We start from the raw sequence: 14,607 nt of genomic DNA on the forward strand, positions 1-14,607 counted from the left end.
CTTCGCAGGGCGGTCGCCGCCTCCGGGAAACCCCCGGCGAACAGGTCCGAAATGTTTCGGGAGCGCTCCCAGAACGAGACCCCGAATGGACCGATTCCCACTACCAACCGACTTGCGGAAACGCTGTCCGCACGAGTCGGTTCACCGTTCACGTCGTGATTCGCGTTTTTCGGCCGGCCGGAAGGGGTGCGGGCATGGTGGCCGCAGGACTCACGATCGGGGCCATGACGGCGTTCACGCCGGAACCCGTGTCCTCGATCGACGAGGTCGCGCCCCGGCTGGGGCTGAGCCGCCCCAAGGTCAAGCTGTTCCGGCGCGTGCACGGGCTCGACCGCCTGCGCCTCGACCCGGACCTGCCCGTGCTGGACCTCGTCGCGACGCCGGCGGCCCGCCTGGTCGCGGGGCTCGCCGACCCGGACCGGGTGCGCTACCTGGTCTACGCGCACACCATCCAGGACGTCGCGCCCGCCGGGTTCGACGTCGCGAGCGCGCTGGCCGCCAGGCTGGGCCTGCGCCGGGCCAACGCGTTCGCGCTCACCCAGCAGAACTGCGCCGGCGGCCTGGCCGCCCTGGACACCTGCGGCGAGCTGCTCGCCGCGACCGGCGACCCGGGCGCGCTCGCGCTCGTGGTCACCGGGGAGAAGGCGTTCTCGCCGATGGCGCAGCTGATCGAGAACACCACGATCATGGGCGAGGCGTCGGCGGCCTGCCTGGTCGGCCTCTCCGGCGCGGGCGACCGGGTCCTGTCCTACTCCTCGCGCACCGACGGCCGGTACGCGGACGGCATCCGGCTGGACGCCCGGGGCGTCCAGGAGTTCGGCGCCGGGTACGCGGGCCGGCTGGCGGACACCGCCCGGTCGGCGCTGGCCGCGGCCGGGATCACCCTCGCCGACGTCGAGCTGGTCGTGCCCCACAACGTGAACACCTCGTCGTGGAAGAAGGTCATCGAGCTGCTCGGGGTCGACCCGGCCGCCGTGTTCCTCGACAACGTGGCCGAGTACGGCCACTGCTACTGCTCCGACCCGTTCCTGAACTACTGCCGGCTCCGCGACCTCGGCAGGTTGAGGACCGGCGGCCACTACCTGTTCACCGCCGTGGGGCTCGGCGCGACGTACGCCGCCATGGTCCTCCGCCACGAAGGGTGACTCCTCGATGCCTACCGGATACCTGCGCGCCCTGAAGCGGGCGGTCACCGGCGACCCGGCGACACCGCTGGTCCTCCTCTGCAACTTCGAGGTGGAGCAGCGGTGGGCGACCGGCTTCCCCGGCCTGCCCGCGCCCGCGTTCTCCCTCACCGGCCCGCTCGTCACGCGGATGGAGGAGCTGGGCGCGCTGCTGGCGGGCCCCGACGACCACCTGGTCACCCAGCACCCGCTGGACCCCGGCTACGTCGACTACGCCCGGTCGCTCGGGCTGGAGCTGCCGACGGTCCTCGTGGCCGACGGCCCCGCCCGCGACTCGACGGCCGCGCGGGCGGCCGGTTCACCGGACCTCCTGGCCGCGCTGCGCGACCTCGCCGGGCGGGGCGCGCAACTCGTGCCCATGGGCCTGTCCGCGGACGAGGTGGCCCTGGCCGAGCTGAGCGGGCTGCCGGTGGCGGCGCCGGACCTGGACACCGTCGTCGCGGTCAACAGCAAGATCTACAGCCGCCGCCTGGTCGAGGACACCGGCCTGCGGGCGATCCCCGGCTGGTGCTGCGAGACGGTGGACGAGTTCGCCGAGCTGATGGCCGAGGTCGGTCCCGGCTGCTCCCCGGCCTCGGCGCTGGTCGTCAAGGACGCCTACGGCGTCTCCGGCAAGGGGCTGGTGGTGCTGGACGACCCGGCCAAGGCGCGCCGGGTGGTCCGGGCGGCCACCGCGCGGGCCAGGCGTCGCGACGACCAGCGGCTGCACGTGGTCGTCGAGACCTGGCTGCCCAAGCGGGCGGACCTGAACTACCAGCTCACCGTGGACGCGGGCGGCGACGTGCGGCTCGACTTCGTCAAGGAGGCGCTGACCCGCGGCGGCGTCCACCTCGGGCACATCAGCCCCGCCGAGCTGGACGACCGGCAGCACGCCGAGATCCGGCACGCCGCCGCCGTCATCGGCAAGGCGCTGCACGCCGACGGCTTCACCGGCGTGGTCGGCGTGGACGCGGTGGTCGGCGCGGACGGCACGGTCTACCCGGTGCTGGAGATCAACGCCCGGTTCAACATGTCCACCTACCAGGGCGGCGTGCTGGAGTCGCTGGCCGGCGACCTGCCCGCCTCCCTCGCCGGGCACCACCCGGTGCGGCTGACCGCCCCGGTCGCCTTCGCCGACGTGCTCGCCGCGCTGGGACCGCTGGCCACCGTCGACCCCGTCGCGGGCGGCGTCGTCGTCACCTGCTTCGGCACGGTCAACGCGATGGCGGACGAGCGGCCCGGCGAGCCGTTCGAGGGCCGCCTCTACTTCATCGCCCTCGGTCCCGACCGCGCGGCGGTGACCGGGCTGGCCGACGCCACCAGGACCGCGCTCGACACCCACATCGGAGGTGCGCGATGACCGAGCTGCACGTGCAGGGCCTACCCGTGTCGGCGATCGCCGAGGAGTTCGGGACCCCGCTCTACCTCTACGACGCCGAGGTGCTGGCCTCCACCTACGCGAACCTGCGGGAGCGGCTGCACCCCGCGCTGGACGTCTACTTCTCGCTCAAGGCCAACCCCAACGTCAGCGTCTGCGCCGAGCTGGTGCGACTGGGCGCGGGCGCCGAGGTGTCGTCCGGCATCGAGCTGAGCACCGCGGCGCTGGCCGGCGCGCGACCGGAGCACACCATCTTCCTCGGCCCCGGCAAGAGCGACGAGGAGCTGCGGGCGTGCGTCCGCGCCGGCCTGCGGGCGATCGTCGTCGAGTCGGTCAACGAGCTGCGCCGGCTGGACGCGGTCGTGGCCGGGCTCGGCGCGGGGCCCGTCGACGTGCTGCTGCGGGTCAACCCGTCCTTCTCCACCAAGGGTTCCGGCCTGTCGATGGGCGGCAAGCCCCGGCAGTTCGGCATCGACCAGGAGGACGTGCCCGCGGCGGTGGCGCTGGCGGAGACCCTCCCGGGGCTGCGGGTCACCGGGCTGCACGCCTACATGGGCACCCGCTTCCTCGACGCGGCCGACGTCGCGCACAACACCCGCGGCATCCTGCGGATGGCCGCCGAGCTGCACGCCGGCTGCGGCGTGGAGCTGGGCACGGTCGACATCGGCGGCGGCCTCGGCGTCGCCTACTTCGACAACGAGGCGGACCTCGACCTCGACGCGCTCGCGGCGGGGGTGAACGAGGCCGTCGACGAGTTCCGGGCCGGGCACCCGGGCACGCGGCTGATCATGGAGCTGGGCCGCTACCTGGTCGCGTTCGCCGGCCGGTACGTGGTGCGGGTCCTGGACGTCAAGCAGTCGCGCGGCGAGACCTTCGTCATCGCGGACGGCGGCACCAACCACCACATGGCCGCGGTCGGCATCGGCAGCTTCGTCAAGCGCAACTTCCCGATCCGCTCGCTGAGCCGGTTCGACGAGCCCCCCACCGAACCGTGCACCGTCACCGGCCCGCTGTGCACGCCGAACGACGTGGTGGGCAAGAAGGTGCCGCTGGCGCCGGTGGCGGTCGGCGACCTGCTCGGCGTCGAGCGCTCCGGCGCGTACGGGCCCACCGCGTCGCCCGTGCAGTTCCTCAGCCACGGCTACCCGGCGGAGGTCGTGGTCCGCGAGGGCGCGGCGCACCTGGTGCGCCGCCGCGACACCGCCGACGACCTCCTCGGCAAGCAGATCCTGCTCCCGGCGCCGAGCCGCAACCGAAAAGGAGAAACCGTGAACCGCGACGAGACCATCGAGGCCGTGCAGGCCGCCCTGGCGGACGTGCTCCAGCGCGAGCTGCCCGCCACCGACGAGAACACCCGGCTGTTCGAGGACCTGCACCTGGACTCCACCTCCGTGCTGGAGCTGCTGATGGCGCTGGAGGACTCGGTCGGCATCGAGGTGGACCCGGAGGCCCTCCAGCCGGAGCACTTCAAGACCATCGGCTCGCTGGCGGACTACGCGCTCGACCAGGCCGGCGAGCCGATCCGCGGCTAGCCGACCGGTCGAGAGGAGCGAGCCGTGGCGCTGGCGCTGGCGAGTGCGGCCGGGGTGCGGAAGTCGGACACCAACCCGTGCCCGTTCGACGAGCAGATGCTGGAGTACTACCGGGACCTGCTGGCCCAGTTCGACGTGCCCTACGAGGAGGGCCGGCTGCGGGACGGCCCGAACGTCAGCTACACCGAGCTGGCCGACGCCCTGCTCGCCGCGCCGGGGTTCGAGGTCGGCGCGCCCGACCTGGTCCTGCTCACCTACGCCGTGCCGGACCTGCACCCGCTGCGGGTGGTCTCCGCCTACGTCAACGACAAGCTGGGCGGCGGCGCGCACAGCATGGCGCTGTCCGAGCAGGGCCTGCGGTCGCCCTACACCGCGCTGGAGGTGGCGGGCGCGTTCCACCGCTCCGGGCGCTGCGACAGCGCGCTCCTGCTGGTGCTGGAGCAGACCTCGTTGCCCTACCACGACCCGCTCGTGCACGGCACGCCGCTGGCGGAGACGGCCGCGGCCCTGGTGTTCCGGTCCGGGCCCGGACCGGTGGCCGGTCCGACCTGGACCGGCACACCGGACGAGCTGACCGCGCTGCTCGACGCGGCCGACCCGGGGACCGTGGTGGTCGCCGGGCCGTGGGTGGCGACGGGGCGGACGTCCCGCGTGGTCCGCTGCGACCGCGGCACCTACTGCACGAGCGTGTGGCTCACCCTCGCCGAGAAGCAGGACCTCTGGCGGGACAACAGATCCGGGATCCTGCTCTGCGACGTCGACCCGCGCACGGGCCGGGCGCACGCGGTGCGGCTGGATCCCGCCCGGACCGCGAGCGAGGCACGACCATGACCGCAGCAGCACCACCCCGAGGCACGACGACCACCGACTACGCCGCCCACCTCGACGCCGCCCACGAGGCCGCCGCGCCGAACGCCGTGGTGGTCGGGCCGGGCGGGTACGCCTTCGCCACACCGGAACGGCTGGCGGCCGACCCGCTGTGGCTGTCCGGCACGACCGGGCACGCGCTGCGCCCCGCGGCCGTGCTCCCGGTCGCGAACCGGGTGGCCGCGGAGTTCGGCGTGGCCTGCGCCCGGCTCGCCGACCCCGAACCCGGCCGGGTGGTCGGCGCGCGGACCGAGCGGCTGCGCCACCACCTGCTCCGGGCGCACACCCGGCTGCTCGCGCACGTCGTCGACCTGACCGTGGCCGACCTCGGCGGGCGCACCGCTGCGGGCAGCCCGCTGCTGGGCAGGCAGCTCGTGCAGGCGGGCATCGCCGACGCGGTGCTGCTGGTCGAGGAGACCGGCGGCCTGCTCGACGCGGGCGTCGACCACGACGCGCACCCGGCCGCGTTCGCCCGGCTGGTGCGCGGCGGACGCGCGCTGCTGCGGCTGCTCGGCGCGGCGAGCTTCCTCACCGACGGCCCCGGCGGCGCGGTCCTCACCGCGGAGCAGGTCGGCACCCTCTACCTGGCGGTGCGCCATGACTGACCCCGAGCTGCCCGACCACCTCCGCGTGCTGGAGGACCACTGCGTCGAGATCGCGCGCGAGCTGCGCGAACCGGGCCTGGTGCTGGACGAGGACCCCGACGCGATCACCAAGTACCTCGACCTGCCCGCCGTGCGGTTGCAGGAGGCGATGCTGATCCCGCCGCGGTTCGCCGCCGAGACCTACCGGGTCGGCGGGCACTCGTTCCCCGGCGGGTCGTGCCTGGCCCGGGTGGTGGTGATGGACCGGCTCGCCCACGGCGACCCGGGCGTGCTCCTCGCCTCGCCCGGCCCCAGCCTGGCCGGGGCGGCGGTGCAGGCGCTGGGCGACGAGGAGCAGCAGCGCCGCTTCTTCGAGCGGTTCTCCGCCCGGCCGACCTGGACGTTCTTCGCGCTCACCGAGCACGGCAAGGGCTCCGCGGCGGCCGAGCTGGAGACGCGCCTGGTCACCTCGGACGAGGGCCTGTCCCTGCACGGGGCCAAGAAGTACATCGGCAACGGCGCGCGGGCGCAGACCGGCGTGGTGTTCTGCCGCCGCGCGCCCGGACCGCTCGGCATCGAGGCCGTCCTCGTCGACACGCCCGCGCCCGGCTTCCGGGGTGAGCTGCTGCCGATCGTCGGGCTGCGCGGCGTCCGGATCAGCGAGCTGGTCTTCGACGGGCAGCGGGTCGACCCGGCCGACGTCCTGGGCGGCGACCGCAAGCCCAGCCGCCGCGGCTTCCTCGGCGCGCGGCAGACCCTGACGACCTACCGGCCGTCGTTGGCCGCGATGGCCGTCGGCGTCGGCGACGCCGTGCTGGACTACGTGCGCGCCGAGCGGACCGCCCTGCCCGCGGCGGACGAGCTGCGGGTGGCGGACCTGGCGGGCCGGGTCCGGGTGGCCAGGCGGCGGGTCCGCGAGGTGGCCGCCGCGCTGGACGCGGGCCGCCCGGACGCGCACAAGACCTCGGCCGCCAAGCTGACCGCGACCCGGCTGGCCGAGGAGGCCACCCTGCTCGCGGTCGACCTGCTCGGGCCGGCGGCGCTGCTGGAGCACCCGTGGCTGGACAAGACCTACCGGGACGTGCGGGCCTTCGAGTTCATGGAGGGCTCGGGCGACGTCCACCGGCTGCTGGTGTTCCAGGGCGCCCTGCGCGACCCCGGCGGTGGCGCGTGACGGGGGTGGGCGTCGCGGCGCCGGAGCGGTCGCTGACCGGCGTGGCGAGGCGCATGGCGGTCAGCCTCACCGCGATGACCACGGCGGGCACCGTGCTCCAGCTCGTCGTGACGGCGTTCCTCGGCCACCTCGGCGGCGACGCGCTGTACCTGCGGTCGGTGTACGTGCCGTTCGGGTTCGTCAGCCTGGCGATCAGCGAGGGGGTCGCGGTCGCCGTGCAGGTGTCGGCGTCGACCCTGCACCGGCGGGGCGACACCGCGCGGATCGGCGGCGTGCTGGTGCTGATGGCGGTGCTCGGCGTCGGCGGGTTCGGCGCGCTCGCGCTGCTCGTGCTGGCCGCCTCCGGTCCGCTGGAGGCGCTGTTGGCGGTGCCGGAGGGCAGCCGCGACGCCGTCCGGGCCTTCCTGGTGGCGTTGCTCGCGGCCAACGGGCTGACCATGGTGCCGATGCTCGCGGGCGCGGTGTTGCGCGGCGTGGGCCGGGCCGCGGCGGCCGCTCGGCTCGCGGTGGTCTCGACCGCGCTGACCACCGGCGCGGTGCTCGCGGCGCAGCAGCTGTGGGGCCTGGGCGCGATGAGCGTCCCGGTCGGGTTCGCGGTGGGCTCCGTCCCGCTCGGGGTCCTGTCCTGGGTGGCGGTCCGCCGGGGCGGTGTGGTGCTCGGGTGGCCCGCGGACGACACCGCCCCGGCGCTGCGCCTGCTCCGGGAGGTGGCGCTGCCGGTCGCCGGGTCGTTCCTGGTGCTGTCCGCCGCCTCGCTGGGCTACCTGTGGCTGATCCGCGACGGCGGCGTGGCCGGGGTGACCGGGTTCGGGCTCGGGCAGACGGTCCAGATGTTCCTGATCGTGCCCGCGATCGCCATCGGCTCGGCGGTCGCGATCACCGTGACGCTGCACGGCGAGGCGGCCCGCGCGGACGCCTCGCGGATGCTGTTGCGCCTCGCCGTGCCCGCCTACGCCGGCATCGCCGCGGCGGTGTTCCTGCTGCGCGGGCCGCTCGTCGACCTGCTGACCACCGACCCGGCGGTGCGCGAGGTCGCGGTCGACTACCTCGGCGTGATCGGACCGTCCCTGCTCGCGCTGGGCACCACCCTGGCCCTGCTCACCTACCTGGAGCAGGCCGGTCGCGCCGTGGCCGCGCTGGTGCTGAACGTGACGTTCTTCGCCGCGGTCCTGGCGCTGGGCGCCGCCCTGCCGGACCCGCTGCACGCGCGGTCGCTGGTCGTGCTCCTCGCGCTGGCCAACGTCGCCGGGTGCGCCTGCGTCCTGCTCAGCGCCCGTTCACTGCTGCGCAAGAGGAAGGGCGTGCCGGCATGAGGATCGGTGTCGACCTCGCCCGGGTGGGCGAGCTGGACGGGTTGCTGCCCCGGCCGTGGTTCCGCCGGTACTTCTTCACCGCGGACGAGCTGCGGCAGGCGGGCGACCTGGCCGCGCCGCGGGCGGCGGAGTTCCTCACCGGGAGGTTCGCGGCGAAGGAGGCGGTGCTCAAGGTCCTGGGTCGCGGGCTGTTCGAGGGCGTCTCGCCGAGGGACATCGAGGTGGTCCGGCAGGACTCGGGCGAGCCCGGCGTCCGGCTGTCCGGCGGTGCGCGGGACGCCGCCGAACGCGTCGGCGTGACCTCGCTGACGGTGTCCATCGCGCACAAGGGCGCGGACGTCGTCGCCGTGGCGATCGGTGCGGCGCGGTGACCGCGTCGCACCGCGCCCGGCCCGCGGCGGCGACCGAGGAGCTGGACCGGCTGCTCGACGACGTGCGCCGGGCGGGGCGGCGGCTGGACGCCCTGACCCCGCTCGACGACGCCACGCTCTGGGCGGCCCGGTGCGCCCTGGACGCCTCCGCCCTGCTGTTGCAGGCGTACCACGATGCCAACCCCGAAACGGCGTTGGAGGCGGTCGCCGCCTCCCGCGCGAGCGTGGTCGCGGCGACCGACGCCGTCCGAACGAGCAGGGAGAGACCAACATGAGCGAAGCCGGTGGGCGGCCCTCGGTCGTCCTGGGCTACAGCGGGTTCGACGGCTCCGCCGAGTTCAAGCGGGCGCACTTCCCGGACCTGCCCGACAGCGAGGCCCGGCTGTTCCAAGGGCTGGACGCCGCCGCCGCGCTCGTCGTGGACGGCGAACTGGTGGCCGCCGTGCAGCAGGAGCGGTACTCGGGCGTGAAGTTCGACCACTCCTTCCCCGCCGAGGCGATCCGCGCGTGCCTGGGGATCGCGGGCGTGCCGGCCGCCGACGTCGACGAGGTGCGGCACGGTTTCGACTACGGCATGACCAGGGTGCTCTCGCTGGGCGACGAGCTGAGCCGCCGCCGGTACGACGAGGTGTACCGCCCGGAGCGGCAGACCTCGCTGCTGCACCGGCACCTGCCGGAGCTGTCCGGCCTGTCGGTCCGCCCGGTGCGCCACCACTACGCCCACGCGCTGACCGCCGCCGTGCCGAGCGGTTTCGACGAGGCGCTCGTCGTCGTGCTCGACGGCATGGGCGAGGTGCACGCGGTGAGCGTGTACCGGTGGGCGGGCGGCGTGCTGACCCGGCTGGCCGCGCTGGACTTCCGCAGCAGCCTGGGGCTGTTCTACACGGTGATGACCATGCACCTCGGCTTCTGGCCCAACAGCGACGAGTACAAGGTGATGGCCATGGCCGCGTCCGGCGACGCCGGGCGGTTCGCCGCGGCCATGGGCGAGGCGGTCGTGCTGGGCCCGGACGGCCGCTTCGACATCCCGCTGCTCCAGCACAACCGCGACCAGCTGAGCAAGGAGACGTTCGCGGCGAGCAGGCGGTGGCTGGCCGAGCGGGGCTGCCCGCCGGCGGGCGGCGAGTGCTCCCAGGTGCACTTCGACCTCGCCGCCGCGGGTCAGCGCCGGCTGGAGGAGGCGTTGACGCACCTGGTGTCGCACTGGGTCGACCGGACCGGGCTGCGGCGCGTGGCGTTCGCGGGCGGGGTGGCGCTCAACTGCGTGGCCGTCGGCAAGCTCGCCGCGTCGGGCCTCGTGGACGGCGTCTACGTGCAGCCCGCCGCCGGCGACGAGGGCACGGCGGTCGGCGCGGCGCTGCTCGGCGCGGACCTGCGCCACGCGGCCGAGCGCTACCCGGTGAGCACCTTCCTCGGGCCGGACGTGGACTCCGACCGCGTGCCCGCCGACCACCCGTACTTCAGCGTCGAGCCGGCGGACCCGGAGGCGGTGGTCGCGCGCCTGCTGGCCAAGGGCCTGGTGGTCGGGTGGGCGCAGGGGCGCCTGGAGTTCGGGCCGCGGGCGCTGGGCAACCGCAGCATCCTGGCCGACCCGCGCCGGCGGGAGACGCGGGACCAGGTGAACGCCGCGGTGAAGTTCCGGGAGGGCTTCCGGCCGCTCGCGCCGATCGTGAAGTCCGAGTGCGCCACGCGGTTCTTCCACGTGCCGGCGGGCACGAACATGCGGCACATGACCATCGCGGTGCCGGTGCGCGCGGAACGCGCCCACGAGATCGCCGCCGTGGTGCACGACGACGGCACCGCGCGGGTGCAGGTGGTGCACGCCTCCGAGCAGCCGCGCCTGTGGCGGGTCCTGGACGAGTTCGAGCGGCTCACCGGCGTCGGCGCGCTGATCAACACGTCGCTGAACGTGAAGGGCCAGCCGACCGCCCGGTCCGCGAGCGAGGCGTTCCGCACCTTCGACGGCTCGCGGCTGGACGTGCTGGTCGTCGGCAGGTCGCTGTACGCCAAGGAGTGGGCGGTGCCCGAGGTGCTGGAGGCGGTGGCGCGGGTGGCCGAGCCGGTGGGCACGGCCTAGGGCTCGTGCCGATCCCGGCTGCCGCGGCGTCGGGCGCGCACGATCTGGACCCACGTGGCGATCAACCCCACGGGGACGCAGATCACCTGGCAGACGATCACCCCCGTGGTCGTCGTGATCTCGAGCCGCCCCGCCACGGCCCACCCCACCAGGGCGAACACCGCCGCTCCGAGGAGGAGGGCCGGCACCGGGTGCGCGGCGGCCCACCTGTCCGCCCTGGCCGACCGCTCGGCGTCCAGCCTGGCGGCCTCCGGGGAACGGATCTTCCTGCCCAGCTCGCGCCCGAATCGACCGGCGACCATGAGTTGCTCCTCTCCGCGCTGCGAGGGGAGTAACCGGAATCGCGATCCGCCAACCGCCCCCGGACCGGAGAGGGTTCGGGGGCGGGCGGTCACGCGGGTTGGGCGGGCGGTCACGCGGGTGCGCCGGCGGGCGGCCCCCGCCGTCACCCCGGCTGCCGGTTGACCGGCGGGCGCGCGGGCGGTTCGAGGAGCGCCGCCGCGTGCACGCCCGCCTGGAACCGGCTGACCGAGTTCAGGTTCTGGAGCAGCGCCGCGATGTGGCGGCGGCAGGTGCGCACGGACATGCCGAGGTGCCGCGCCACGCCGTCGTCGGTGAGGCCCTTGGCCATGAGCCTGGCGATGGCCCGGTGCAGGTCGCCCACCGCGCCGGCGTAACCGGGCTCGGCGGCGCTGAACGGCGTGGCGTCCTCCCAGTGCTGGTTGAACATCTCGATGACGAACCGCACCACGCCGCGGTCGTCGACCCGCCGCGCGGTCGGCTGCTGCCCGTCGGACGCCGGCAGGTCGAGCAGGACGGCCAGGGACTCGTCGAACACCACGGCGGCCCGCGCGAGGCTGCTGCGGGTGCGGATCTGCGCGCCGCCTTCGAGCAGCCGCCTGGCCTTGGCGCGGGCGGTGAACCTCGCCCGGCTGTGGTGCGGGCAGACGACGCGGATCGCGACGCCGCGGTCCAGCACGTCGTAGCAGGTCTCCAGCAGCTCGTCGAGGAAGTCCTCGTCGTGGTGGCTCGGCCGCAGCACCACCAGCTCGTCGCGGCAGGCCCGGCTCGCCAGCGCGAACAGGCCCCGGATCTCCGCCGCGCCGCTGACCCCGTCGACGACGCCGACCCGCTCCTCGGCCCGCCGCGGCGACCGGGTGATCGCCTCGACCCGCTCCCGGTACCGGTCGGCCAGCTCCTGCCACTGGTAGATCGACCGCTCGACCGGTGCGACCAGCGCGCTCACCGCCAGCCGCGGCGCGATCGGCAGGAGGCGACCGTCGGCGTCGGCGCGGAGCAGGTGGAGTTCGACGAGCCTGGCGACCGCGAGGCACACCTCGGTGAGGGACGCGCCCAGCTCCGCCGCCGCGTCCTCCGGGGAGGTGACGGCGCCCAGGCGGACGGCGAGGGCGTAGAGCCCGTGCTCCAGCCCTTCGGCCGGTCCCGGTCCTCCGCCGCCCGGACCCGCCGAGCCCCCCTGGTCGACCTGATCATCGATCACCCCGCCACTATTGGGTCATCCGGGCCCGATGTACAGCGGGAACCCGCACCGGGAGCCGGTCCCGGTGCGGGTTCCCGAGCGCGGGTTCCCGAGCGCGGTTCAGCGGTTGGCGTCGTCGCGCGCCAGGCGCAGCCACCCGAGCAGCAGCGCGCCGCCCGCCCAGGCGAGCAGGGTGACCACCGAGGACGTCCGGGTCATCCCGGGCATCTCCCCGATCAGCAGGAACGCCGCGCCGGAGCCGGGCAGGACCCGGGCGATCGCGGACGCCCACTCCTGGCCGAAGTTCTGGAGCACCAGCGGGAGCACGAGCATCAGCAGGAACACCGCCACCAGCGTGCCCGCGGTGTTGCGCAACAGGAAGCCGAGCCCGACCGCGACGGCGGAACCGGCCGCGAAGACGAACGCGACCGCGGGCAGCACCTCCGCGCCCCGCTCCAGGGTCAGGTCGAGCACCGGTCGGGCCGTCGCGAAGGCCGTGCCCGCGGCGGCCAGCGCCAGCAGCACGCCGAGGACGGTGGCCACCGCGACCGGCACGGCCGTGCGGGCGAGGAACAGGACACCGCGCCGCGGCGTCCACTGGAGGGTCGGCACGATCCCGCCGGTGGCGTAGTCGGACGTCACCGCGGCCAGGGCGAGCGCGAGGAGGCCGAACTGACCCGGCAGGACGGGCACGCTCGCCGCCGTCCACGCCGAACCGCCCGGCGACGGGTCGGGGCTCGCCGCCGTCTCGGCGCCGGCGATGGCCGCGATCCCCAGCATCACCGCGGCGGAGCCGGCCAGGAACCACCACGTGGCCTTGACCGTCCACAGCCGCGTCCACTCGGCGGCGCAGGCGCGGGCGAACACCCGCCCCACGCGGACCGGGGCCGTCGGGGCCGTCACCGCGCGCCCTCCGCCACGCGCCCGGCGCCGCCGCCGTGGTACTCGACGCTGTCGCCGGTCAACTCCACGTAAGCGTCCTCAAGGGATTGGCGGACCTCGGACAGGTGCCGCAGCGGGACGTTCGCGGCGTGGGCGAGCCTGCCGACCTCCTCGGCGGTGGTGTTCTCGACCCGCAGCTCGTGGGCGTCGACGCGCTCGACCGCGAGGCCGTGCTCCCGGAGCCCGGCGAGGAGCAGGTCCGGTTCCGCGCCGCGGACCCGCACCTGGACGCGCCCCAGCCCGCTCAGGATGTGCTCGGTGGTCGCGTCGGCGATCAGCCGGCCTCGGCCGATGACGACGAGGCGGTCGGCGATCTGCTCCATCTCGCTGAGCAGGTGGCTGGAGACCAGCACGGTGCGGCCCTCGTCGGCGAGCTGCCGCAGCAGGCCGCGGATCCACCGGACGCCGTCGAGGTCCAGCCCGTTGACCGGCTCGTCGAACAGCAGCACGCCGGGGTCGCCGATCAGCGCCGCCGCGATCCCGAGGCGCTGGCGCATGCCGAGCGAGTAGCCCTTGATCCGACGGCCGGCCGCGCGGCCGAGCCCGACCTGCTCGACCACCTCGTCCACCCGGCGCGCCGGGAGGCCGTTGGTCCGGGCGGCCACGCGCAGGTGGGCGCGCCCGGTGCGGCCGGGGTGCGCCGCGCCGGGGTCGAGCAGCGCGCCGACCTCCCGGAGCGGTTCGGCGAACGACGCGCAGCGGCGCCCGTTGACCAGCACCTCGCCCGAGGTGGACCGGTCGAGGCCGAGCGCCACCCGCATCGTCGTGGACTTGCCCGCGCCGTTCGGCCCGAGGAAACCGGTGACCTTGCCCGGCTGGACGTCGAAGCTCAGGTCGTCGACGGCCAGGACGTCGCCGTAGCGCTTGGTCAGCCCGCGAACGGCGATCACCGGCGCACCTCGGCGGCGGCGTCGGCGCCGGGATCGGCGCCGGGGTCGTCCTCGTCGTCGACCCACTCCAGCAGGTCGCCCGGCTGGCAGTCGAGCACCCGGCACATGGCCTCCAGGGTGCTGAAGCGGACGGCCTTGGCGCGGCCGTTCTTCAGCACCGCCACGTTCGCCGGCGTGAGCCCCACGCGCTCGGCGAACTCGCCCACGCTCATCTTGCGCTTGGCCAACTCGACGTCGATGCGCACGATGATCGGCATCAGATCACCGACTCCATGTCGGTGCGCAGCGTGGTGGCCTGCCGCAGCAGCGCCCGCATCACGACCATGAGCAGCCCCAGCACGGCGACGCCCACCGACAGCAGGAACAGCAGCAGCGGCAGCCCGGGGTCGGTGGCGTTGAAGCCGACGTAGAGCAGCACGCCCACGAGGGTCGCCCACCCGGCGGCGATGGCCCACACGATGGCGTCCACCCACTTCAGGGCGCCCTCGCTGAAGATGCGGTCGTGCTTGACCAGGGTGAGCAGCTTCCAGGTGGCCACGACCACCACCTGGACGCACAGCACCCAGAACACCGACACGGCGGTGGCCGGCCACCTGAGGTAGGCGAACTCGGGCGACTCCTCGGCCATGTGCGCGAACTGGCCGGGCAGCGACATCACCTGGAGCACGACCAGGAGCCCGAACAGCACGACGAGGAAGATTCTCAACGGGCCGACAGCCCGATGCTCTGCGAACATGCATCGAGTATCGAGTACTACCTATCGAATGTCAATCGATAGCTATCGGCTCGCAGCACCTGTGACCGGATGTCAGACCCTAACCCGTTCGAGTGAGAGA

16 protein-coding genes are annotated in these 14,607 nt (G+C 74.5%); 10 read left to right on the forward strand and 6 right to left on the reverse strand.

Going from position 1 to position 14,607, the window contains the following annotated elements; genetic code table 11:
• Nucleotides 1-224 precede the first annotated feature (224 nt).
• From ABD223_RS28120 to ABD223_RS28165, 10 genes are read left to right on the forward strand one after another with little or no spacing between them, the layout of a single operon-like run.
• Entirely contained in the window at nt 225-1,145 is a 921-nt protein-coding gene (locus ABD223_RS28120; RefSeq protein WP_344039582.1) for a 3-oxoacyl-ACP synthase III family protein, read from the forward strand.
• 7 nt (nt 1,146-1,152) lie between these two features.
• Complete coding sequence (locus ABD223_RS28125; RefSeq protein WP_344039583.1) at nt 1,153-2,523, forward strand: preATP grasp domain-containing protein; 1,371 nt, start codon at nt 1,153-1,155, stop codon at nt 2,521-2,523.
• Nucleotides 2,520-4,073 (forward strand): phosphopantetheine-binding protein, encoded by a 1,554-nt coding sequence (locus ABD223_RS28130; protein ID WP_344039584.1) that lies wholly within the window; start codon nt 2,520-2,522, stop codon nt 4,071-4,073. Before ABD223_RS28125 ends, ABD223_RS28130 begins: the two co-directional genes overlap by 4 nt.
• Before the next feature lie 24 nt (nt 4,074-4,097).
• Nucleotides 4,098-4,904, forward strand: coding sequence for a hypothetical protein (locus ABD223_RS28135; RefSeq protein ID WP_344039585.1), 807 nt, complete (start codon nt 4,098-4,100; stop codon nt 4,902-4,904).
• On the forward strand, nt 4,901-5,545 hold the full coding sequence (locus ABD223_RS28140; RefSeq protein WP_344039586.1) for a hypothetical protein: 645 nt from the start codon (nt 4,901-4,903) through the stop codon (nt 5,543-5,545). Before ABD223_RS28135 ends, ABD223_RS28140 begins: the two co-directional genes overlap by 4 nt.
• Nucleotides 5,538-6,698, forward strand: a complete 1,161-nt coding sequence (locus tag ABD223_RS28145) for an acyl-CoA dehydrogenase family protein (protein WP_344039587.1) — start codon at nt 5,538-5,540, stop codon at nt 6,696-6,698. The genes ABD223_RS28140 and ABD223_RS28145 overlap by 8 nt, the downstream gene beginning before the upstream one ends.
• Entirely contained in the window at nt 6,695-8,011 is a 1,317-nt protein-coding gene (locus ABD223_RS28150; RefSeq protein WP_344039588.1) for an MATE family efflux transporter, read from the forward strand. The genes ABD223_RS28145 and ABD223_RS28150 overlap by 4 nt, the downstream gene beginning before the upstream one ends.
• Nucleotides 8,008-8,382 carry a holo-ACP synthase gene (locus ABD223_RS28155; RefSeq protein WP_344039589.1) on the forward strand — a complete coding sequence of 125 codons (375 nt, stop codon included), beginning with the start codon at nt 8,008-8,010 and terminating at the stop codon, nt 8,380-8,382. The genes ABD223_RS28150 and ABD223_RS28155 overlap by 4 nt, the downstream gene beginning before the upstream one ends.
• A complete protein-coding gene (locus ABD223_RS28160; protein WP_344039590.1) occupies nt 8,379-8,657 on the forward strand; it encodes a hypothetical protein in 279 nt (92 codons plus the stop codon). The genes ABD223_RS28155 and ABD223_RS28160 overlap by 4 nt, the downstream gene beginning before the upstream one ends.
• Nucleotides 8,654-10,459 (forward strand): carbamoyltransferase family protein, encoded by a 1,806-nt coding sequence (locus tag ABD223_RS28165; protein WP_344039591.1) that lies wholly within the window; start codon nt 8,654-8,656, stop codon nt 10,457-10,459. The genes ABD223_RS28160 and ABD223_RS28165 overlap by 4 nt, the downstream gene beginning before the upstream one ends.
• On the opposite strand, the gene ABD223_RS28170 is transcribed toward ABD223_RS28165, so the two are convergent.
• The 6 genes from ABD223_RS28170 to ABD223_RS28195 form a co-directional block, all read right to left on the reverse strand.
• Nucleotides 10,456-10,761: a hypothetical protein gene (locus tag ABD223_RS28170; protein WP_344039592.1), complete on the reverse strand. Its 306-nt coding sequence runs from the start codon at nt 10,759-10,761 to the stop codon at nt 10,456-10,458. The genes ABD223_RS28165 and ABD223_RS28170 overlap by 4 nt on opposite strands.
• 143 nt (nt 10,762-10,904) lie before the next feature.
• Complete coding sequence (locus tag ABD223_RS28175) at nt 10,905-11,960, reverse strand: hypothetical protein (protein ID WP_344039593.1); 1,056 nt, start codon at nt 11,958-11,960, stop codon at nt 10,905-10,907.
• 99 nt (nt 11,961-12,059) lie between these two features.
• A complete protein-coding gene (locus tag ABD223_RS28180) occupies nt 12,060-12,842 on the reverse strand; it encodes a hypothetical protein (protein ID WP_344039594.1) in 783 nt (260 codons plus the stop codon).
• Nucleotides 12,839-13,771: an ABC transporter ATP-binding protein gene (locus ABD223_RS28185; protein WP_344039595.1), complete on the reverse strand. Its 933-nt coding sequence runs from the start codon at nt 13,769-13,771 to the stop codon at nt 12,839-12,841. Before ABD223_RS28185 ends, ABD223_RS28180 begins: the two co-directional genes overlap by 4 nt.
• Entirely contained in the window at nt 13,768-14,028 is a 261-nt protein-coding gene (locus tag ABD223_RS28190) for a helix-turn-helix domain-containing protein (RefSeq protein WP_344039596.1), read from the reverse strand. The genes ABD223_RS28185 and ABD223_RS28190 overlap by 4 nt, the downstream gene beginning before the upstream one ends.
• The gene (locus ABD223_RS28195) at nt 14,028-14,507 is read right to left on the reverse strand and encodes a DUF2975 domain-containing protein (protein ID WP_344039597.1); all 480 of its coding nucleotides are present in this window, start codon (nt 14,505-14,507) and stop codon (nt 14,028-14,030) included. The genes ABD223_RS28190 and ABD223_RS28195 overlap by 1 nt, the downstream gene beginning before the upstream one ends.
• Nucleotides 14,508-14,607: the final 100 nt, after the last annotated feature.

The organism is Saccharothrix xinjiangensis, from assembly GCF_039527585.1.
GTDB lineage: Bacteria > Actinomycetota > Actinomycetes > Mycobacteriales > Pseudonocardiaceae > Actinosynnema > Actinosynnema xinjiangensis.